The sequence below is a fragment of the Verrucomicrobiota bacterium genome (assembly GCA_016871535.1).
Taxonomy (GTDB): Bacteria; Verrucomicrobiota; Verrucomicrobiia; order Limisphaerales; family SIBE01; genus VHCZ01.
Map to the genome: position 1 here is coordinate 1 of VHCZ01000020.1, position 21244 is coordinate 21244.

The 21244-nt window shown below is 59.8% G+C and carries 18 protein-coding genes and 1 riboswitch; of the genes, 12 read left to right on the plus strand and 6 right to left on the minus strand.

Translation table 11 applies throughout. The features are described 5' to 3' along the window. Nucleotides 1-86 precede the first annotated feature (86 nt). Entirely contained in the window at nucleotides 87-1640 is a 1554-nt protein-coding gene (locus tag FJ398_04735; protein ID MBM3837262.1) for an NADH:flavin oxidoreductase, read from the minus strand. A gap of 238 nt (nucleotides 1641-1878) precedes the next feature. Here FJ398_04735 and FJ398_04740 point away from each other — a divergent pair, with 238 nt between their 5' ends. The 8 genes from FJ398_04740 to deoC all read left to right on the plus strand — a co-directional run bounded on the left by FJ398_04740 (nucleotide 1879) and on the right by deoC (nucleotide 9250). Beyond that, the gene (locus FJ398_04740) at nucleotides 1879-2148 is read left to right on the plus strand and encodes an AbrB/MazE/SpoVT family DNA-binding domain-containing protein (GenBank protein MBM3837263.1); all 270 of its coding nucleotides are present in this window, start codon (nucleotides 1879-1881) and stop codon (nucleotides 2146-2148) included. Next, entirely contained in the window at nucleotides 2145-2561 is a 417-nt protein-coding gene (locus FJ398_04745; protein MBM3837264.1) for a hypothetical protein, read from the plus strand. Before FJ398_04740 ends, FJ398_04745 begins: the two co-directional genes overlap by 4 nt. Nucleotides 2562-3069: 508 nt before the next feature. Continuing rightward, on the plus strand, nucleotides 3070-5466 hold the full coding sequence (locus tag FJ398_04750) for a polysaccharide deacetylase family protein (protein MBM3837265.1): 2397 nt from the start codon (nucleotides 3070-3072) through the stop codon (nucleotides 5464-5466). Nucleotides 5467-5481: 15 nt separating this feature from the next. Next, nucleotides 5482-6834, plus strand: a complete 1353-nt coding sequence (locus tag FJ398_04755) for a hypothetical protein (GenBank protein ID MBM3837266.1) — start codon at nucleotides 5482-5484, stop codon at nucleotides 6832-6834. A 27-nt stretch (nucleotides 6835-6861) separates the two neighbouring features. Then, nucleotides 6862-7128, plus strand: coding sequence for a hypothetical protein (locus tag FJ398_04760; protein ID MBM3837267.1), 267 nt, complete (start codon nucleotides 6862-6864; stop codon nucleotides 7126-7128). Then, nucleotides 7103-7501, plus strand: coding sequence for a PIN domain nuclease (locus tag FJ398_04765; protein ID MBM3837268.1), 399 nt, complete (start codon nucleotides 7103-7105; stop codon nucleotides 7499-7501). The genes FJ398_04760 and FJ398_04765 overlap by 26 nt, the downstream gene beginning before the upstream one ends. A gap of 31 nt (nucleotides 7502-7532) precedes the next feature. After that, nucleotides 7533-8447 (plus strand): sugar phosphate isomerase/epimerase, encoded by a 915-nt coding sequence (locus FJ398_04770; GenBank protein MBM3837269.1) that lies wholly within the window; start codon nucleotides 7533-7535, stop codon nucleotides 8445-8447. Between the two features lie 14 nt (nucleotides 8448-8461). Beyond that, the gene (deoC, locus tag FJ398_04775) at nucleotides 8462-9250 is read left to right on the plus strand and encodes a deoxyribose-phosphate aldolase (protein ID MBM3837270.1); all 789 of its coding nucleotides are present in this window, start codon (nucleotides 8462-8464) and stop codon (nucleotides 9248-9250) included. Between the two features lie 375 nt (nucleotides 9251-9625). Here the strand turns inward: deoC and FJ398_04780 are convergent, their stop codons facing one another. Next, nucleotides 9626-10294: a PAS domain-containing protein gene (locus FJ398_04780; protein ID MBM3837271.1), complete on the minus strand. Its 669-nt coding sequence runs from the start codon at nucleotides 10292-10294 to the stop codon at nucleotides 9626-9628. A gap of 400 nt (nucleotides 10295-10694) precedes the next feature. On the opposite strand from FJ398_04780, the gene FJ398_04785 reads away from it, so the two are divergent. Next, on the plus strand, nucleotides 10695-11627 hold the full coding sequence (locus FJ398_04785; protein ID MBM3837272.1) for a GDP-L-fucose synthase: 933 nt from the start codon (nucleotides 10695-10697) through the stop codon (nucleotides 11625-11627). 13 nt (nucleotides 11628-11640) lie between these two features. Here the strand turns inward: FJ398_04785 and FJ398_04790 are convergent, their stop codons facing one another. The 3 genes from FJ398_04790 to FJ398_04800 all read right to left on the minus strand — a co-directional run bounded on the left by FJ398_04790 (nucleotide 11641) and on the right by FJ398_04800 (nucleotide 15334). Next, nucleotides 11641-12639, minus strand: coding sequence for a GDP-mannose 4,6-dehydratase (locus tag FJ398_04790; protein ID MBM3837273.1), 999 nt, complete (start codon nucleotides 12637-12639; stop codon nucleotides 11641-11643). Between the two features lie 7 nt (nucleotides 12640-12646). Further along, the gene (gene gmd / locus FJ398_04795) at nucleotides 12647-13660 is read right to left on the minus strand and encodes a GDP-mannose 4,6-dehydratase (GenBank protein MBM3837274.1); all 1014 of its coding nucleotides are present in this window, start codon (nucleotides 13658-13660) and stop codon (nucleotides 12647-12649) included. Between the two features lie 216 nt (nucleotides 13661-13876). Beyond that, nucleotides 13877-15334 carry a DUF1501 domain-containing protein gene (locus FJ398_04800; GenBank protein MBM3837275.1) on the minus strand — a complete coding sequence of 486 codons (1458 nt, stop codon included), beginning with the start codon at nucleotides 15332-15334 and terminating at the stop codon, nucleotides 13877-13879. A 258-nt stretch (nucleotides 15335-15592) separates the two neighbouring features. Beyond that, nucleotides 15593-15779: riboswitch (cobalamin riboswitch) on the plus strand. A 519-nt stretch (nucleotides 15780-16298) separates the two neighbouring features. On the opposite strand from FJ398_04800, the gene FJ398_04805 reads away from it, so the two are divergent. From FJ398_04805 to FJ398_04815, 3 genes are all read left to right on the plus strand, one after another. Next, nucleotides 16299-17192 (plus strand): hypothetical protein, encoded by an 894-nt coding sequence (locus FJ398_04805; protein ID MBM3837276.1) that lies wholly within the window; start codon nucleotides 16299-16301, stop codon nucleotides 17190-17192. 305 nt (nucleotides 17193-17497) lie between these two features. Further along, nucleotides 17498-18472, plus strand: coding sequence for a hypothetical protein (locus FJ398_04810; protein MBM3837277.1), 975 nt, complete (start codon nucleotides 17498-17500; stop codon nucleotides 18470-18472). A 280-nt stretch (nucleotides 18473-18752) separates the two neighbouring features. After that, nucleotides 18753-20696, plus strand: coding sequence for a DUF1289 domain-containing protein (locus FJ398_04815; protein ID MBM3837278.1), 1944 nt, complete (start codon nucleotides 18753-18755; stop codon nucleotides 20694-20696). Here the strand turns inward: FJ398_04815 and FJ398_04820 are convergent. Further along, a complete protein-coding gene (locus tag FJ398_04820) occupies nucleotides 20636-20962 on the minus strand; it encodes a hypothetical protein (protein MBM3837279.1) in 327 nt (108 codons plus the stop codon). The two genes, FJ398_04815 and FJ398_04820, sit on opposite strands and share 61 nt — an antisense overlap. Nucleotides 20963-21244: the final 282 nt, after the last annotated feature.

Here is a 21244-nt window from a genome sequence, read left to right on the forward strand (position 1 = left end):
CCACTGGCGGGGGATGCTCGCTCGTCGCGCCTTGCCCCAGGCCAAATTGGGCGCAACGAACGTGAGCGTATTTACGAAACGGACCACTAAGCCCCCGCCGCCTTCTTGACCTCCTTCAATTTCTGCGCCTCCGGTTTCCCCGCGTAGTATTTGTCGAGGGGGTAACAGCCGCTGATCATGCCGTTGCGGGGCGCCGTCGTGCAATCGCTGAAGGTCCGGCAAATGATCTTTGTATTCAACGCCCCGCTGCTCAGCGCGTCCGCCAGAATTGTCGGATAACTCAGCGTGACCCGGCCCAGGCCGATCATGTCGGCCCAGCCATTGCGCACCACGTATTGGGCGACATGCGGAAGATACTCTTGCAGGTAGCTGTAGGCGGTGCCGATGAGAATCATGGGCGGGAGTGGCGACTCTCCTGGCTTCGAGCCTGTGAGTGCAGAAGCAGGGTTTTGGCTCAGGCTGGAAGCCTGACCTACGTTGGCGAGGTGCTCCTTCAATTGGCGCACGACGTTGATTTGCCGCGCCACGCCGACAAGCGGATCTTCCGGCGGTTGATAGCCATCTGAAGGCGGGTAGGCGGCGGGCCGTTGAATGTGCGGATTATAGTACGGCGAGCCGGCGCTCACGTTGACCAGCTTCACTCCCAGGCTCGCGCAGAGTTCGAGGAATTGAATCGGTTCGGTGAGATCGTATTCGACCGGATGGCTCTCTTTGAGACCGAACCCGTAGCGGTAAGGCAAGCAATGGGAAAAATCTTCAGGCACGCCGGGGCCGAGCTTGCCTGGCTTTGAGGACGCGGGATCGGGCTTGAACGGAACGAAATCGAACGCGCTCAATCGCACGCCAATCTCGATTGGATTGCCGGACGCGCGAATGCCCGCGATGATCTCCCGGAGAATGCGCGTGCGGTTCTCGAACGAGCCTCCATATTTGCCGGATCGGGTGTGCGCGCCGAGGAACTCGTGCAGCAGATAGCCATGGCAATGCTTGATATCGACAAAGTCCGCGCCCACGTCCCAGGCAATCTTCGCGCCCGCGACGTAACATTCGATGAGTTGCTCAATCTCGCTGTCGGTGAAGACCTGGGCGTCGGTCGTGACGCTGAATCGGCGGTCGAGGATCGGGTGCCGATACGCCACGCGCGGTTCCATGCGGAATTTGTCCGTGGGTTTGCAGAAACGGCCTGAATGCGTGAGCTGAAACCCAATCACGAGATCGTCCGCCGCGCCGTATCGCTCCTGGTGCGCGCGGACGAGGATTTCGCGCAATTCAGCCAAGTCCCTTTTGTTTTGCTCAATGATGATGAGCTGATTCGGATTCGCGCGGCCGTCGGGACGCACGGCCATCGCTTCGCCGCCGTAGATTAGTTTCGCGCCGCTTTCCCCAAAGCGTTGCCAGCGCCGCCGCACTTCCTCGGTCGCGCCGCCGGTGGTCGTGCCATCCCACCCTTCCATGGGTTGAACGGCGAAGCGATTCCCGATCTTCTTGCCGTTGACCTGGACGGCGGAAATCGGCTGCGCCAGCGGCGAGGATGGGCCGGAAACGATCGCCTCTTCACACGGCAGTTCGATTCCGAGCGACGCCCCATACGCGCGAAAATCCGCGACGGTCTTCAGGGTTGGAATGCGGGTGAGTTTAATGGGTTCGGGCATAGTTTTGCGGAATAGCTCCAGCCATTAGAAAGGAAGACATATGCTTTAGAGGCTCACCCTTGATTGGATTTGCCTAATCGCTGCCTCATTATAAAAATCAGCTTGGCGAAAATATCCCTGCCTTCGGCCGTGTCCACGAAATATTTTCAGAATGGGGGATAGAATTCCGCCTTCCAAGCTGGCGCTTCGGCTTGCCAGAGGATGCAGGTAAGGCCATCTTACCGGCATGACTCCGACCACCGTCACGCTATCGTCCAAGGGGCAATTATCGTTGCCTAAGGAAATCCGCGATACCGATTCATTGGAAGCCAGCGATGTGTTTCGCCTGGAGAGACTGGCCCGCGGCAAATACCTCCTCGAAAAGATGTCGGCTCCAGCTAGGACCCGAGCCAGACTAGTCCGGTCGAAGGATGGCTTCATGGTGTTTCAGCCACCCAAAGGCGCGCCGAGGATCACCCTAGACCTGGTGAAAAAGTTGGAAGCGGAGACCCTATGATCTTTCTCCTGGACACGAATGCCCTTCTGGCCCTCGCCTGGCAGAACCATGAGCACCATATTCTAACTACGCGCTGGCTTCGTTCGGTAAAATCGTTTGCCACCTGCCCGATCACTCAAGGGGGATTCCTTCGCTTGTCCTCCAATCCCGCTCTGGGCTTCGCTAACGGGACAGACGATGCGTTTGTGTCCCTGGACTCTATCCTGGCCGATGACCGCCACGAGTTTTGGGTGGATGACCTCTCTTTCGTGGAATCTGAAGTGCGCCGGGACTTGATCCGAAGCCACACCCAGGTTACGGACAAATATCTTGCTGCCCTGGCGCGACGGCACAAGGGCAGTCTGGCGACACTCGACCAACCGTTGGTTCGGGCATTCGCACACGAATCCCGGACAGTCACCTTGATCCAATAGCCTTTATGCCGGATCCCTCTTCTGAATTGGGCGACACTTCAGCGAACGAATCTGACCTCGAGAACCATTGACTTCATCGATCCGAGTGGGGTGCGCTTTGCGTTCCGATAATTATCGGGCTTTCGCGATGCGCTAACGGAGCGTCATTTCAGCAGCCGGTCTCAGGGTCTGTTTCGTAAATGCGCTCACGTTCGTTGCGCCCAATTTGGCCTGGGGCAAGGCGCGACGAGCGAGCATCCCCCGCCAGTGGGGCTGTGACCGAGGAGCAACGCAGCCCCAGGCAAAATTCGGCGCAACCCGAAGGGCGGCAGTTCTTTTTCGCCAGACTTCGTTGCTTGCTCCTTACAGATCCACTTCGGGATATGCTCGTCGCTCGCGCCTCGTCTGGCCGAAAAATCCCTTGCCGCGAACGTGAGCGTATTTATGAAATGGACCACTTAGGCAGAATTGCTGCCCGCCGAAAACGCGACTTGACGCGGCCCGGAGTGTCATGGCGTGCTGGAGGGCGATGACATCCGCCTGCAGCCGAACTCGCCGCCGGGCCTGGTGGGGAAGCGTCCTGGCAGGCTTGCCGGGATTGCTTTGCGCGGCGCTCGAACCGATCCCGGACAAGCTCGTCGTGCTGACGTTCGACGATTCCGTTGCTTCGCATTATTCCGTCGTCAGGCCCTTGTTGAAGCAGTACGGCTTCAGCGCGACATTTTTCATCACGGAAGGTTTTTCATTTCGCACGAACAAGAAGGATTACATGACGTGGGAGCAGATCGCCGAGCTGCACCGCGAGGGTTTTGAGATCGGAAATCACACGCGCGACCACATGGGCGTTTCGGCCGGGAATTTGAACCGCCTGACCGAGCAGATCGAAGCGATCAACGCGCGATGCGCCGAACACGGCATTCCGCGCCCGGCGAGTTTCGCCTATCCAGGGAATGCGCTCGAACCTGGCGCTCTGCCGGTATTGAAGCACCTGGGCATTCGCTTCGCGCGGCGCGGCGGCGCGCCGGAGTTTCCGTACGATTGGGGCCGCGGCTCCGCTTACGAGCCGGGCCTCGACCATCCCCTCCTGATTCCTTCCGCCGGGGACGCGCGTCCCGATTGGACGATCGACGATTTCAAGCGTGCCGTGGATCAGGCCAAAGGCGGTCGCATCGCGGTGCTCCAGTTTCACGGTGCGCCGGACAACGAGCATCCGTGGGTCCACACGCCGCCGGAACGCTTCGCGCAGTACATGAAGCATCTGCACGATGAGGGCTGCCAAGTCATCGCGCTCCGGGATCTGGCGCGATTCGTGGATCCGTCTCAGGAGCTATCCGATCCGTTTGCCGTCATTGAAAAGCGGAAGGTGGCGCGCAGGGAAGTTCGGGTGGAAGGCGGGATCAAAGACGCTTCGACCGGCCAGCGGCTTCCGGCGCGAATCTACGTTCACGGAGAAGACGGCCAATGGTATTTCCCGAAGCCGGCATCGCGAGAAGGGACCGCCGTCACCTACAATCGCCGGAGCGGTTTCAACCCAAACGCCGTCGAGATGCACACGACCCATTCGGCGCATCCGTTTCATCTGGAATTATTGCCGGGCCGCTACACGTTCACGATTGAGCGCGGGAAGGAGTATTTTCCCGAAGCCCGCGAAGTCATCGTGGAGCGCGCGCCGCTCAAACTCACCTTCTCCATGCGCCGCTGGATCAACATGGCCGAACGTGGGTGGTATTCCGGCGATACACACAATCACCGCGATCCTCGCGAGTTGCCCAACGTCATGCTGGCCGAGGACGTCAATGTCGGCCTGCCGATGGTGGACTGGACCACCGTCTCGACTGTGCCGCCCACGGCGAGCGAACGGGGCCTCGGCGGCCAATTCGGGGACGCGGCCGTGAGCCTGGATGCGACGCACGTGTGGCATCCACGAAACACCGAATACGAGATCTTCCGCGTCGGCCAAAACAACCACACACTCGGCGCGATTTTGATCGTCAATCACCGGACGCGATTCGATCAGTTGGTGTTTCCCCTGAAAGCGGTGGCGGCGAAAGCGCGGGCGGAAGGGGCGTTGATCGATTTGGAAAAGCACAACTGGAATTGGTCGATGGCCGTGGTGCCGCTGCTGAATCCGGATTTGTTTGAGCTGGCGAACAATCATCACTGGGAGGTGGAGTATTCCCTCAAGAATTGGGCTGTGCCCGCGCCGGCGTGGATGGGGTTGAGCGGCAGCGGCACGGACACCGAGCGCGACTGGACGCTTTATGGTTTTCAAACGTATTACGCGCTGCTCAATTGCGGGTTTCGCTTGCGGCCGGCCGCCGGGACCGCGAACGGAGTGCATCCGGTGCCGCTCGGTTTCAGCCGGGTTTACGTTGAGCTTGACGGTCCCTTCAACTACGCCGGTTGGATGCGAGGACTGGACGCCGGCCGCAGCTTCGTCACGACGGGCCCCATGCTGCTCGCAAAGGTGAACGGCCAGCATCCAGGCCATGCGTTCAAACAGGAGGCGAAGCCGAGGCAATATGAAATGGCCGGAAGCATTTTCAGCCAGGAACCGCTCGAAGCCATCGAACTCGTCGCTCACGGACGAGTCACAGAGAAAGTCGCCCTGGAAAATCGGCGCACACAGACTGGCGCTTATCAGACGGAATTCAAAACCTTGATTTCACTGGACGAGAGTTCGTGGTTGGCGGTGCGCTGTTTTGAACGCCGTGCCAACGGGAGGTTTCGATTCGCCCATACCGCGCCGTGGTTTATCGAAGTCCCAGGCCGCCCCATGCGGGCCCACAAACGCGAAGCCGAATGGCTCGTCCAGCGGGTCCGGGAGGAAATCGAGCGGAGTCGAAGTCTGTTGCCTCCCGCCGGCCTGCGCGAATACGAAGAGTCCCTGGCCGCTTATGAACGGATTCTCCAAAACGCCCGGTAGCAGTTGCTGAATTCCATGCGAAGTCTGTTGAAGCGCTTTGGACTGATCAGCACGTTGGTGGGTCTTCTGGAATCGTGCGCCTGGGCGAACAGCGAGGTTTCGCCGCCTGGCGCTGAATTCCTCCGCAACTGGCCGCAGTGGCGCGGACCGCTGGCCAACGGCGTGGCGCCGCAAGCCAACCCGCCTCTGGAATGGAGCGAGAAGAAGAACATACGCTGGAAAGTCTCGCTGCCGGGAAAGGCCCACGCTTCGCCCATTGTGTTCGGCGACCGCGTTTTCCTGCTGGCCGCCGTGCCGGTTGGGCCAGCGCAGAAACCCGTCTATGACAGCGCGCCGGGGGTGCATGACAGCGTGCCGGTCACACACCGGCATCAGTTCGTGGTCCTGGCTGTGAGCCGGAGGGATGGACGGATTCTCTGGAAGAAGATCGCACGCGAGGAGTTCCCGCACGAAGGCGGCCACGTGACGGGCAGCCTCGCATCCAACTCGCCTACGACGGATGGCGAACGACTTTATGCGTTTTTCGGCTCACGCGGGCTTTACTGCTTCACGCTCGAGGGCGAAGTGAAGTGGCAAAAGGACCTGGGCCAGATGCACACGCTGCATGCCCATGGCGAAGGCAGTTCGCCCGTGCTCCACGGCGAAACGCTCATCGTGTGCTGGGATCATGAGCGCGATTCGTTTCTTTACGCGTTCGACAAACGCACGGGCCAGGAACGCTGGAAGGTCGCCCGGGACGAGAAGACTTCCTGGTCCACGCCGCTGGTAGTCGAGCATGCGGGAAAACCACAAGTCGTGGTCAGCGCCACCAAACGCGTGCGCGGTTACGATCTCGCCACCGGCGAACTGCTCTGGGAATGCGCCGGCCTCTCGGATAATGTCGTGGCTTCGCCCGTGGCTGGTTTTGGCTTGGTGATCGCGGGCAGCAGCTATGACCGCCAGGCCATGCTCGCGATCCGGCTCGCCGGGGCGAAGGGCAATATCACCGACACCGACCGCATTGCCTGGAAACTCAACCGCTTGACGCCCTACGTCCCTTCGCCGTTGCTCTATGACGACACGCTCTACTTCATCAGGCACAATCAGAATATTCTTTCACGACTCGAGCCGGTTACCGGGAAACGGCGCGGCGAACCGCTCCGGCTCGATGGGATTGGAGATTTCATTTTCTCCTCGCCGGTCGCGGCCGCGGGGCGCATCTACATCACGGGGCGCGATGGGACGACCGTCGTTTTGCGGCACGGTCGCACGAACGCCACGCTCGCCGTGAATCACCTGGACGATGTCTTCAACGCGTCCGCCGCGCTTGTGGACAAGGAACTCTATTTGCGCGGCGAGAGATTCCTTTATTGCATCGCGGAGGAATAGCTTGACATATGGCATTGATGCCATACTATGGATGGCATGAAAATGACCTTGCACATAGATGATGAATTGTTGGCCAGAGTCATGGCCGCGACCGGTGCGGAGAGCAAGACCAAGGCGATCGACCTGGCGTTGAGAGAGGTGGACCGAAAAGCCAAGCTCGTGAAGTTGGCCAGCGAGGGCCTTGGACTTACCCCGGATGAACTCAATGATGCCGTTGATCCGGCCTACGACCTGGACGAGATGCGCCACCGCGAAACACCGGTAAATTATGGCCGCAAGTCCCGTTCTCGCTGACAGCAGCTTCTACATTCAGTGGCTTAGGGACCGCCAAGATCCGCTGCGCGCATTGGCGCTGGCGGCCGCTTCGCGGGACCTGGCCATCTGCGGCGTGGTGCGCTGCGAAGTGGGGCGCGCCCTCCGCGAGCCGGCCATTCTCAAGCGTTTCCGAGCTTGCTGGGATGTCATGATCAATGTGCCCACGGACAACCGACTTTGGGATGAGGTTGAACACATTCTTTGGAAACTGGATCGCCAGGGACGTGTGCTGCCTCTGACTGATGTCGTGATCGCCTGTTGCGCGATGCGGATTGGAGCGGTCGTGCTCACGTTCGACCACCATTTCTACGAGATTCCAGGGGTGCGGGCGGTCAACCGATTGGACGTGTGAGAAGGCCTTCAAGAAAACGCGAGGTGACCTGATGCAACTGGGCTTTGTTTCCGCCATTCTTCCCGAACTGACCCTGGAAAAGCTTTTGAGCTTCGCCGCCGCGGAGGGTTTTCCGTGCATCGAGATCATGTGTTGGCCCGTCGGCAGAGCAGAGCGCAAATACGCCGGCGTCACCCACATTGATGTGACGACGCTGACACGCTCCCAGGCCGACGAGATCAATTCGCGTTGCGCCAGCGTCCACGTCACCCTGAGCGCGCTGGGCTACTACCCCAATCTCCTCGATCCAGATCCCAGAGTCGCGCAGAGCACGCGCGAACACCTGAAGAAAGTCATAAGGGCGGCGCAGTTACTTGGCCTCAAGAACGTCAATACTTTCGTAGGCCGTGACTGGACCAAGAGCGTGGATGACAACTGGCCGCGCTTTCTGAAGACCTGGCGGCCTCTGATCGCTCTTGCCGAGGATCACGGCGTGAAGATCGGGATCGAGAACTGTCCGATGCTGTTTACGCGGGACGAATGGCCTGGCGGAAAAAATCTCGCCACCACGCCGGCCATCTGGCGCCGGATGTTCAGCGACATTCCCTCGAAACATTTCGGCCTCAACTATGACCCGTCCCATCTCGTGCTCCAGCAAATGGACCCGATTGGCCCGTTGCGCGAGTTTCAGGCCAAGCTTTTTCACGTTCATGCTAAAGACGTGCAGATCCTGGGCAGCCGCCTGGACGAGGTCGGCATTTTCGCCCACCCGCTCGAATGGCACCGGCCTAGGATTCCGGGTTACGGCGAGATCCATTGGGATCGATTCATGGGCACGCTGGTGGAGACAGGTTATCGCGGCCCCGTCTGCATCGAAGTAGAGGACGGTACCTTCGGGAAGTCACTCGAGGGAAGGAAAGCCGCGTTAACCGTTGCCCGGAATGTTCTCGAGCCGTTTTTTCCCTGAATCAAACTTGCTGCATGAAGTACACGTACGAACAACTGGCCAAGATGATCGACCACTCCTTGCTGCATCCGACAATGACGGATCAGGAGCTGGAGGACGGTTGCCGGCTGGCCGGGAAATATGGAGTGGCGTCGGTCTGCATCAAGCCTTACGCCGTGAAGCGCGCCGTGGAATTGCTGCGAGGCAGCGGTGTGCTCGTCGGCTGTGTCATTGGATTCCCCCACGGAAACTCCTGCACGGAATCCAAGCGCTATGAGACGGAACTGGCGTGCCGCGACGGCGCGGCCGAGATTGATATGGTCATCAACATTGGCAAAGCGCTCAGTGGCGATTGGCCATACGTCGAGCAGGACATCAAAGCGGTCTGCGATGAGGCGCACAAACATGGCGCCAAGGTGAAAGTGATCTTTGAGAACGATTACCTGACCCAAGGCGGCGCGGGCTTGAGCGGCGATGATTTCAAGCGACGGCTTTGCGAGATCAGCGAGCGCGCCGGCGCCGATTGGGTGAAGACCTCCTCCGGCTACGGCTTCGTGAAGCAATCCGATGGGAATTACAATTACAGAGGCGCGACCGAACACGACCTCAAGCTCATGCGCGCGGCCTGTTCGCAGCGAGTTCAAGTCAAGGCCGCGGGAGGCGTGCGCGATCTGGATGGCTTGATCAAGTGCCGTGAACTGGGCGTCACGAGGGTCGGCGCAACGGCGACGGCGGCGATGTTGGAGGAATACAAGAAACGGGCGGCGGCGGCAGGCATCGCCGCGGCCAAGCCAGAAGCCTCGCTTGGTTCGGGGGGCTACTGAGCAATGCCTGTCACTGTTTCTATAAGCTGTGCCCAGCGCAGAATGGAACCTACCGCCTGAATGGGCCGGGCAGGATGCCTGGCCTACTTTTCGGTCATGGTCCAGACGCCGCTCCAGGAAGGATCGGGCGGATTGGCCTGATAATGCAGGCATCGCTGGTAGTAGATCTTCGAAGGTTTGTGCTCGGGAAAAAGGTTAAGGGCGTGTCCGAAAATTGCGCGGGGTCCTGCGGCGAGGGATTTTGGCTGTGGCCAAGGCGGCGAGGTCCGAGCATCCCCAACGCGGGCTGTAAGGACCGAGCCAACGCAGGCCACGGACAAAAGACCCGCCGCCCGGAGGGTTTTCGCGCCAAAGGCCGCCTGGCTTCGTTGCTCCTCAGTCGAAGATCCAGGGAGGATATTCTCCTTCGTCGCGCCTCGCCATCCGGCCTTTGGCGCGAAAACAGGACCCCGCGGAATTTTCGGACACGCTCTCAGGATCTTCGGGCTTTTTGAAGGGCGTTCCGAAGATGGCCATGATGGCGTCGCCGATGTATTTGTCGAGAATGCCGCCATGGTTGAACACAATATCCACCATTTCCGCGAAATAACTGTTCAACATGGAGACCGTGCCGCGCGCGCCCATTTTCTCGACTGAGGAGTTGACAGAGACTCTCGCGCCATCGCGCAACTCGAGGTCTGAATCGAGTGCCAGGTCGGTCGTGCCTGTCCTGGCGACGCGGCTCAGGCTGTCCAAAATCCACGCGGTCTTCCTCGGAAAAAGCTCTCCGATCGGGCGCCCGATGAGGTTGGGTTCCTTTTCGTGGAGAATCTTCAACGCGGCCTCGTTGGCTTTGATGACAATCCGGTCGGCGTTGAGCGTCACGACGCCGTTGCTCAAGCTTTTCAGAATGCTTTCGTTGTAGTTCCGGGCGTTCGTGACCTCTTCGAACAGTTGCGCGTTCTCCAACGCAATGGCCGCCTGCGCACTGAATGCCCGCAAGCGTTTCTCGTCATCGGCGGTGAAAGGACCGCCGCGCTTGTTCAAAACCTGAGTCACGCCGATGGCACGTCCGGCCTTGTTGACCACAGGCATGCAGAGAATGTTGCGCGTGCGATAACCGGTTTTGCGATCCACTTCCGGATTGAAGCGTGAGTCTTGATACGCGTCCGGGATATTCAACGTCCGGCCGCTCGTGAAGACCGATCCCGCAATGCCGGCCGCATCCGGGAACCGGATCTCCTTGCTGCCAATGCCCACGCCGACGCGCGACCAAAGCTCCCGCGTCTTCGGATCGTGCAGGAAGAGCGTGCTGCGATCCGCTTCGAGGATCTGCGTGGTGACCTGCATGATCTTGTGCAGGAGCGTCGCCCCACCGTTGCTAACTGAGGGGATATCCCTGCGCCCCGCGGCGCGCGAGACTTGCGTGAGGAATCCAGGTCCAATTAGAGTCCCTCGCATGAAGTTGAACCGTGACGCCCGCATTTACGTGGCGGGCCATCGTGGACTGGCCGGGAACGCGATCTGGCGAGAACTGGCGCGGGAGGGATTTACGCGGTTGATCGGACGCAGCCATGCTGAGCTTGACCTCCTGGATTCGGTCAAGGTTCGCAGCTTCTTCGAGGCCGAACGGCCGGAATACGTCTTCATTGCGGCGGCGAAGGTCGGCGGGATTCACGCCAACGACAGCCAGCCCGCTTCGTTCCTTTATGAGAATCTCCAAATTCAGAACAACCTGATTCACACGGCATTTTTGTCCGGGGTGAAGAAACTCCTGTTCCTGGGAAGTTCCTGCATTTATCCCAGGCTGGCGCCGCAGCCGATGAAGGAGGAATGTCTTTTGACCGGCCCGCTGGAGCCCACGAATCAATGGTACGCGGTCGCGAAGATCGCCGGGATCAAGCTCTGCCAGGCTTACCGGCGGCAGTTTGGCTGCAACTTCATCAGCGTCATGCCGACCAATCTTTACGGGCCAAGGGACAACTACAATCTGGAGACTTCGCACGTCCTGCCGGCGCTGATTCGGAAATTCCACGAAGCCAAAGTGGCCGGGCAGAAATCAGTCACGTGCTGGGGCACGGGCGCTCCGATGCGGGAATTTCTTTATGCGGACGATCTGGGGCGCGCGTGTCTTTTTCTGATGGAAACGTACGACGAGGAGCAATTCATCAACGTTGGTTCAGGAATTGAAATCTCGATCAAGGAACTGGCGGGCACGGTCCAGCGCGTCGTCGGTTTCGAGGGCAAGATGCTTTGGGACAGTTCCAAACCTGACGGCGCGCCGAGGAAGCTGATGGACAGTTCGAGGCTGTTTGCGCTCGGTTGGAAGCCGCAGACCCAAATGGAAACCGGCATCCGGCTCGCCTACCAGGATTTTCTATCCTCGCCCCGAGCCTGACACTCCTGGAAGCCTAGGCTTCTTCTCCAGGTCTTCTCGAAAGCGATTCCAGATCGGTCTGTGTCATCTCCGCGATCAATTGGGCAAAAGTTGTCTTCGGCGCCCAACCCAAAAGACGCCTGGCCTTGGCCGCATTCCCGACCAGACGGTGCGGCTCCGCGGGCCGCATGAATCGCTGGTCTTGTTTCACATATTTCCGCCAATCCAGTTCCACCGTCTGGAAGGCGAGTTCCACAACCTCTTGCACCGAGTGCGACTCGCCCGTCGCAAAAACGAAATCCTCCGGCTTCGAGTGCTGAAGGGCCAGCCACATACCCCGGATGTAGTCCCGGGCGTCCCCCCAGTCTCGTTGAGATGTCGTGTCGCCGAGCAAAAGTTCTTTCTGGAATCCCAGTTTGATCGCGGCGGCGGCGCGGCAAATTTTTCGCGTGACGAAGTTCTCTCCCCGGCGCGGGGATTCATGGTTGAACATGATCCCGTTGCAGGCGAACAATCCAAAAGTTCGGCGGTAGATCACGAGCATGTGGCTGGCAAACGCCTTCGCGCAGCCATAGGGGTTGACCGGAGCGAATGGAGTCGCCTCGTCCTGAGGCACGATCGACGGCTCGCCAAACACCTCGCTGGAGGAGGCGTGGAACAACCGCACCGGGTTCTTCAAGTCGCGAATCATTTCCAGCAAACGGAGCGTGCCCATCGCGGTCATCTCGCACGTGGATTCAGGGATTTCAAAACTCAACCCCACGTGGCTTTGCCCCGCCAGGTGATAAATCTCATCCGGCGCGACTTTGACCAGAACGCGCCGGAGCGTGGTGGGATCGTCCAGTTCTGCGTAATGGAGAAAAAGGCGGCGCCCGTAAATCGCGGGGTCATTGTAGAGGTGGTCCAGGCGGGAACGGCCCAGACTGCTCGTGCGCCGGACCACGCCGTGCACGTCGTAACCATGCTCCAACAACAACTCCGTCAGATAAGATCCATCCTGGCCCGTGATGCCCGTGATCAATGCGCGCGGCATTTTGCCCTCAACTCATCACCTTGATTTTCCCTTCCCGATGGTCCTTGAGCAACTGGACATCGGCATCGACCATCAGCTTGACCAGATCGGCGAACCTGGTTTTGGGCTCCCATCCCAATTGCTTCCTCGCCTTGCTGCAGTCGCCAATCAGAACGTCCACTTCCGCCGGCCGGTAGTAGCGCGGATCGATTTCGACATGCTTTTTCCAGTTAAGCCCGACGTGCCCGAAGGCCACTTCCAGAAACTCTCGAACGGAGTGCGTCTCGTTCGTGGCGATGACGTAATCGTCGGGTTTCTCTTGCTGTAGCATCAGCCACATCGCTTCCACGAATTCTTTTGCATAGCCCCAATCCCGCTGCGCCTCGAGATTCCCCAGGTAGAGCTTTTCCTGCAAACCGGCCCGGATATGCGCGACGGCCCGGGTGATCTTGCGCGTCACAAAGGTTTCACCGCGCCGCGGCGACTCGTGGTTGAAGAGAATGCCATTGCTGGCGTGCAGCCCATAAGATTCCCGATAGTTGACCGTGATCCAGTAGGCCAGGACTTTCGCGCAGCCGTAGGGACTGCGCGGATAAAAGGGCGTTGTTTCCTTCTGGGGGATTTCTCGCACCTTGCCGTACATCTCGCTGGAGGACGCCTGGTAAAATCGCGGCCGGATGCCTGTCTCGCGAATAGCTTCGAGCAAACGCACGGCGCCCGTGGCCGTGATGTCCGTGGTGTATTCCGGGCTGTCGAAGCTGACGCGAACGTGGCTTTGCGCGGCGAGGTTATAGACCTCATCCGGCTGGATTTGCCCAATCAACCGCGCCAGCGCGCTGGCGTCGCTCAAGTCGCCGTAATGGAGGAAGAGTCGGGTGCGCCCAGAGTGGGGATCGGAATAAATCGGCTCCAACCGGCCCGTGTTGAAGGTGCTGGCGCGGCGAATAATGCCGTGAACTTCGTAGCCTTTGCTCAGAAGCAATTCGGCGAGATACGACCCGTCCTGTCCCGTGATTCCGGTGATGAGCGCTTTTTTGAGCATACGCGACGCCTGTAAAATGCGGGAAAGTTGGAATCAGAAGCAAGCCGAGAAGTGGGCCGGAAAGTCGTTGGAATCCGTCCAACGAATCAAAGGTGGGGCGGCGCTGCCGCGCCGCCGTCGCTTTCGTCAGAACAAGGCGCGCGATACGAGCTTTCCTCCTCAGTCAACCGAACCCCGGCGGCGCGGCAGCGCCGCCCTACCGCCGTGAATCACACACTACGCGATCAACTCGTTCACCACGTGCCCCTGCACATCCGTCAGCCGAAAATCCCGCCCCGCATGACGGAACGTCAGTTTCTCGTGATCGAAGCCGAGCAATTTGAGAATTGTCGCGTGCAGATCGTGGACATGCACCTTGTTCTCCGCCGCCTGAAAACCAAATTCGTCCGTGGCGCCGTGAACGTAGCCGCCCCGCGCGCCGCCTCCCGCCAGCCACATGGTGAAGCCGTAATGATTGTGGTCCCGGCCATTGATCTTCCCCGCATTTGAGCCGGGCGTGGGAAGTTCGACTGTAGGCGTGCGCCCGAATTCTCCGCCCCAGATCACGAGCGTGTCCTCCAACATTCCGCGTTGCTTCAGATCCTTCAGCAACGCGCCGATGGCTTGATCGCATTGCTTGGCGAGCCGGCGATGATTCACGTCCAGATCATCATGGTTATCCCACGGCTGCCCGGCGCCGTGCCACAATTGCACGAAACGGACTCCGCGTTCGAGCAGCCGCCGCGCGATCAGGATTTGCCGCGCCTGCGTGCCCTCGCCGTACATCTTGCGAATGTGTTCCGGCTCGCGGCTCACATCGAAGGCGTCCGTCGCGTCCATTTGCATGCGATACGCCAGTTCGAAGGATTGGATGCGCGCTTCCAGTTGCGCGTCCTGCTCGCGCCGGCGGCGATGCCGTTCGTTGAGTTGCTGAAGGAGGTCCAGTTGCGCCCGCTGTTCCGCCAGCGAACTGCTGTTGCTTTTGATGTGCTCGATCAGCTTCTCGATCCGGGTGTGCTGGCTGTCGATGTAAGTGCCCTGGTAAGCCCCCGGCAAAAAGCCCGCCTGCCAGTTTTGCGATTCCTGAATCGGATACCCCCCAGGGCACATCACGACAAACCCCGGCAAATTCTGGTTCTCGCTGCCCAGGCCATACGTCACCCACGAACCCAAACTGGGGCGAATCAGCCGCGCCTCGCCGCAATTCATCAGCAGGAGCGACGGTTCATGGTTCGGAACGTCCGCGTGCATGGACCGGATCACCGCGATATCGTCAATGCACTCGCCGACGTGCGGGAAGATTTCGCTCACTTCAATGCCGCTCTGGCCGTATTTCTTGAACTTATACGGCGACGGAAACGCCGCGCCAGTCCGGCGTTCGGTCCGAAGATTCTCCCGAGGCAGAGCCTTGCCGGCATATTTTTCCAGCATCGGCTTGGGATCGAAGGTATCCACCTGCGACGGCCCGCCGTTCATGAAGAGGTGGATCACCCGCTTTGCTTTGCCGGCGAAATGCGGCCCTTTAGGCATTAACGGAGAAAGCGAAGCCGGGTTCGCTTGCGCGTTCGGAGCCAGCACGCCTGTCGAGTGCAAAATCGAAGCGAGGCTTAAAGCGCCCATGCCCATGCCGCAACGGCACAGGAATTCGCGGCGAGTTAAGAATTGGTCTTCCAGGCGTGGCGCGTGATGCTGCATGGATTTTGGCAAAGCGTTAGCAAGTGTCTCGGTTCAACGTTAAGTTAGCAGACGATCGACGAAAGTGAAGATTCAAAATGTATTCCCTGATTCCCTCAGTTGAGGCGGGGCGAGCGTCCTCGCGAGCCAACGTCCATAGACGAAGGCTCGGCGGGAGCCTCGCCCCACCGTGGTTAACTGAGGTTAACTGAGGGCTTACTTCAAAATCTTCTTGGCATTCCGCCGGTCTCGCAGTAACAAGGCTTCAGTTCTTTGAAAGCATGGACACGCAGTCCATGCTAACCCCAGTCAGATGACAGGGAACCCCGTGAGAATCGGGGACGGTTGCGCCACTGTGACGGGATACAAACTCCCAAGGCCACTGGCATCGCGCGCGGTGCCGGGAAGGCGGGAGTGAGACTTGAAGCCCGAAGTCAGGATACCGGTTTGGCTGTGCTCGTCACGGTCCCGCTCAAGCGGGATCAACTTCTCCGTTAAGAGAAGGATGAGGCCAGTCCGCTGAGCTGTTTTCAGCGGAATACGTCGAATGCCTTCATTCCCGTCTCGCGGAGCTTGAAGGCTTTTTTGTTTTCGGGCTCAACCTCCTCAAGAACCTTCCAGTTCGCGCTGGTCTCTCAAGTGCAAACCCGTCCGCAGTATTTGCGGACTCAATTGAAAGATCAGCCTTATGCGAATCAGTTCCTGGCAACACGCCGACGGACGAATCCGAAACACGCACTCTTTCCATGAACCCGTCCCCCGGACCGTGGCCTTTAGGCCGCTTCAACGTTTGACTCAACGGAGCGCTCGGAAGCAGCCTCAACCGTATCTATTCCGTTTTGATGGGGAGCGCACGCGCCTTCGCGTGCTGTGGTCGGCGCCCTCGCCGAGCACAAGGGTGCCATCGAGCCAATCACCATTCCGTGACCGTCCGGCGCCTCCCTTCCGGCCTGCGAGGCGCCGGTCGGAACACGCGAGGGCGCGTGTGCTCCCCAATTTCGACTGCATAGGTAAGCCTCAAGGCCGCGCTCCTTACCGGCTGACCTGGAAAATTCTGCTTCCCCCTCTGCTGCTGTCCGCCTTCCTCGCAGTGCTACCCTCCCGCGCCGCCGGATTCGCTGACTCGGTTGTCTCGTACAATCCCGGCACCGGGTTCGCCAAGGAGTTCGGCACGGGTTTGGGATTCACCAACACGGCGGCGGTTCTGGGCGAACCTTCGCGCGTGATTCCGGGCGCTTTCGGCGGGCCGGTGGATCCCTTCAATCCGCCCTACCTCCGAGATCAGGTGCTATCGATCGGCGCGGGCGGTTCCCTCACGGTGCGCTTTAACGTCCCGATTCTGAATCATCCATCCAATCCGTTCGGAATCGATTTCATCATTTTCGGGAACTCCGGCTTCACCATCACGAACGGCAATTTCTCCGGCGGCGGAATCACGGACGGCACGCTATTCGGCGCCAACTCCGGCGCCACGCGCGTTTCGGTCAGCGCGGACAATCTCACTTACTTTCCGCTCTCGGCTTCGTTGGCCCCCGGAGTCGATGGCTATTTCCCGGCCGATGGCGCCGGGGATTTCAGCAAGCCCTTGAATCCGGCGCTGCGAGGCTCGGATTTTTCTGGCAAGGATCTGACGGGAATCCGAGCGCTTTACGCCGGATCAGGCGGAGGCGCTGGATTTGACATTGGCTGGGCGGTGGACGCAAACGGCCAGAGCGCGAATCTCGGCAGCATCAGCTTTCTGCGCCTGGACGTTCTGAGCGGCGCATCGGAGATCGACGCCGTTGTCGCGGTGCCTGAGCCAAGGCCGTGGATGCTGGGGTTGCTCGGTTGCGCGGTGCTTCTGGCGCGATGGTCGCGACCTATTGAACGCCCCAATTGACCATGCAAACGAAAGAGATTCCCTGCGGGCGCCAACTGCCGAGCACACACGGTCCGGGCAGGCACTCGGCTATGGGCTGTTGGCGATTGAATGTGACGGTAAACGAACCCCTCACCCCTTCCCTCTCCCCTCGGAGGGGAGAGGGCGTCCGCAGGACGGGCCTTCGCCATGCCGGAGTGGCTTCGGCCACGCAGGCGGGTGAGGGGAACTACCGTGGGCGACATCCGATTGCTTTTGGATGGAATGCAATGTGTCATCCACTGAAGACAGCGAGCAAGCCGTCTGGGGTGTCAGCTCTTTGCTGGATGAAGGCCGCGCTGCCGTGGGTCGCGGCCTTCTCAATCCACGCGGCGACGTTCGAGGAGAACTTCTCCAGCGATCCCAGCGCGCGAGGCTGGCGCATTTTTGCAGACACCTCGCTCTTCCGGTGGAACGAGGCGAAGCAGAATTTGCAGGTGACCTGGGACTCCTCACGGGCCAACAGCTATTTCTATCGGCCGCTCGGCACAATCCTGAACCGCCACGACGACTTCACTCTGGCCTTCGATCTCTGGCTGGATGACGTGGCCGCAGGCGTCGATCCGGCCCGGCCCTCAACCTTTCCTTTCGCGATCGGATTCCAGAATCAAGCGGATGCCATCCGGACAAATTTCTTTCGAGGCACGGGCGCGGATTCGCCCAACCTTGTCGAGTTCGACTTTTTTCCCGACACAGGCTTCGGCTCGACCGTTTGGCCGGCGATCTGGTCCACGAACTCCATGCTCACCTACCGGAGTTCCTCGGATTTCACGATCCTGGATTTGCCGGTCGGCGTCTGGATGCGAATCACGATGACCTACACCGCGAGGGACGCCACGCTGGTCACGACGATTGCGACAAACGGTGTTCCGTCCGCCTCGGTGAATCCTGTTGTGTTGAGTCCGTCGTTCACGGATTTTCGCGTGGATACCTTTGCGGTCAAGAGCTACTCCAGCCAAGCGCGAGACACACGGTTTGGGAGCTCACTGCTTGCACACGGTGCGGTGGACAACGTGGTGATTACCACGCCGCCGCCGCCGATCCAGAACCTGCGCGGCTCCTTGAATCAAGGCCAATGGCAAGGGACCTTTTCCGCTCGGACGAATTGGAGCTACGTGCTCGAAAGGACTGAGGATCTGCGAGCGTGGAACGCAGCCTCGGCTCCGGTGCTGGCCACCGACAGCCAACTCACGTTGAGGGATACGAACTCAACATCTGGCCGGTGGCGCTTTTATCGAATCAAAGCCCAACGAACAGACTGAAGGCGCGTTTGAATAATGCCTTCACCATGGAACAAGCCACTGCACTGTTGCGGCGGGCAACGAGCCTGCCGCCGTTTTCGGCGGCAAGTTGCCGCCGAAAACGGGCTGGTAGCCCGTTCCACCCAAACCAAGAAAGGAAAGGAACATCATGAACAAAACTCCATTCACCGTTCTGGCCGGGATGGCCCTCTTCGGCGGTGCGTGCTTCTCTGACAAACACGCCGCGTTTCTGGTGCTGATGACCGGCTTATTGGGGAGCGATCTGGTGATCGGATAAGTTGTGACGACTTCTCCCTGCATTGGCGTTTGTCGCCTGGATGAGACCGCAGCTCACTGTGTGGGGTGTTTTCGAACCCTGACGGAAATCGCTTCGTGGCCTCGCCTGCCCGAAGCTGAAAAGCTTCGCGTGCTGCAGGCGTTGGCCACGAGAAGGAAAGATCAAAAACTGCGTATCGTTTCGTTTCTCCCCGCCGCCACAGAGATGGTGTGCGCTCTTGGACTGGCAGATCAACTGGTTGGGATTACTCACGAGTGTGATTATCCCGCTGCCGTGCGTGGCAAGCTGGTTGTCGTCCGGAGCGTGCTGCCTGTGGACCAGATGAGCCTGCGTGAGATCGATGCCGCAGCCAGTGAACGGATCGGACGCGGCGAGAGTTTGTATCAAACGGACGAACAACTCCTCGAACAGCTCGCGCCAACGCACATTCTGACTCAAGCTCTCTGCCATGTGTGCGCGCCATCCGGAAACGAAATCGCGCGGGTCCTGCAAGCGTTGCGCTCCAAACCCCAAGTGCTCTGGTTCACGCCCCGCTGCTTGGAAGACATCGACCAAAACTTGCGCCAACTCGGCTCCGCGACGGGCCGGTGGGCGGAAGCCGAACGAATCATCGCCGCCCATCAAGCCCGCCTGGACAGAATCGCTGAACTGACGAGCCGCGTTCCGCGACGCCCTCGAGTCCTCTGCCTGGAATGGACCGATCCGTACTACTGCGCGGGCCATTGGGTGCCGGAGATGGTTGAAATCGCCGGAGGTGTGGACGCGTTGGGTCGCAAAGGCGCGGATTCTGTTCGCGTTGCCTGGAACGACATCGCGAGGTGGGCGCCGGAGGTTTTGATCGTGATGCCTTGCGGCTTCAACCTGGAGCGAGCAATAGTCCAGACTAATCAACTTCTTCAAGAACCGGGCTGGCGCGAATTGCCGGCGGTGCGCGGAGGCAACGTTTTCGCCGTGGATGCGAACGCCTATTTCGCCCGGCCCGGCCCGCGAATCGTTGAAGGAGTCGAATTGCTGGCCCATCTGATTCATCCGGAACTCTGCTCCTGGCCGGCCATCCGCGGTCATGCTCAGTTCGCGCGAGTGGAGGGGCGTGGAATTGAACAATTAGGGCATTCCTTCGGTGAAGGTGGGGCAAGCGTCCTCGCGAGCCAATGGCCATCGACGAACGGCTCGGCGGGAGCCTCGCCCCACCCTTGTTCACTGAAAGGTTACCAATCACAAACGTCCTCGACCGCGTTCACGCTAGTCGAGTTGCTCGTGGTGATTTCTGTGATCGTTCTGCTTGCTGGGTTCTTGCTGCCCGCGCTCAACCGCTCGAAGTCTTCCGCGCGGCGCGTCCAGTGCGTGGGCCACCTCCGGCAACTCGGATTGGCCGGGCAAATGTATTGGGACGACAACGCTGGCAATGCTTTTCGCTGGCGAGGCGCGGCAACCAATGGAGGCCAGGTCTATTGGTTCGGCTGGCTGGAAAACGGCGGTGAAGGCGCGCGGCGTTTCGACCGCGCGCAAGGCGCGCTCCATCCGTACCTCGCGGGCCGCGGTGTGGAAGTCTGTCCCGCGCTGAACTACCTCAGCCCGCAATTCAAACTCAAAGCGACCGGAGCGTCGTTCGGTTACGGCTACAATCTGGTCCTGTCGCCGCCGCCCGCTCAGCCTCCCATCAACATGGACAAGCTTGCGCGCGCGGCCGAACTCGTGTTCCTGGCCGACTCCGCGCAAGTGAACACCTTTCAGGCGCCGGCATCGCCGCGGAATCCCTTGCTCGAAGAATTCTACTACCTGAACACGAACGAAGCGACGGTCCACTTCCGACACTCCCGCGTTGCGAACGCCCTGTTCTGCGATGGTCACGTCGCTCCGGAGAAGCCCGCGCACAGCTCCCTGGATCAGAGGCTGCCGAGCCAGGTTGTCGGGCGGCTCCGGCCGGAGATTTTGGCGGATCCTTGACGATGAATGCCAGGGGTTGCGGCTCGATCGTGACTCGAATCCTCTTCGAGCACGCTGATCGGATAATCCTTCGTTTTCCCTGCCTTTGCTTTGTTAATTGCGGCCATCGCTTCCGGGTTAGACAGAATTTCCATCTGCTCCAACAAATCGGCCATCCGCTTGCGCGGCACAATAAAAGCGACGACTTCCCCCTTGCGGGTAACACAAGTCCTCACAAGTCCTTGATCTCGAGGACCAAGATTGATTCTGTCGGCCGTCGCGCTCATGCCTGCCGGGCACCTCTGGCCAGACGGCTTGGTTTGGCCTCGGCGATCGTGCGTGCTCTGCAAAAGTCATCATCAAGAAGACGCTCACGGTGACGCAGGCGCAGACGCAACTCCCCCGTCTTTGTCGGAGCACAAAGACCGCCGCCATTACCCTTGAACCTGCCTGTTGACTTTCGCCAAATCTGCCGGACAATACTTCGCAACAGCGCTGAATTTGTCGATTTCAAACACGCCGTTGGCTGGGATGCGCGTCTGGCGACTTTCGGCGCAACGATCTGGCCG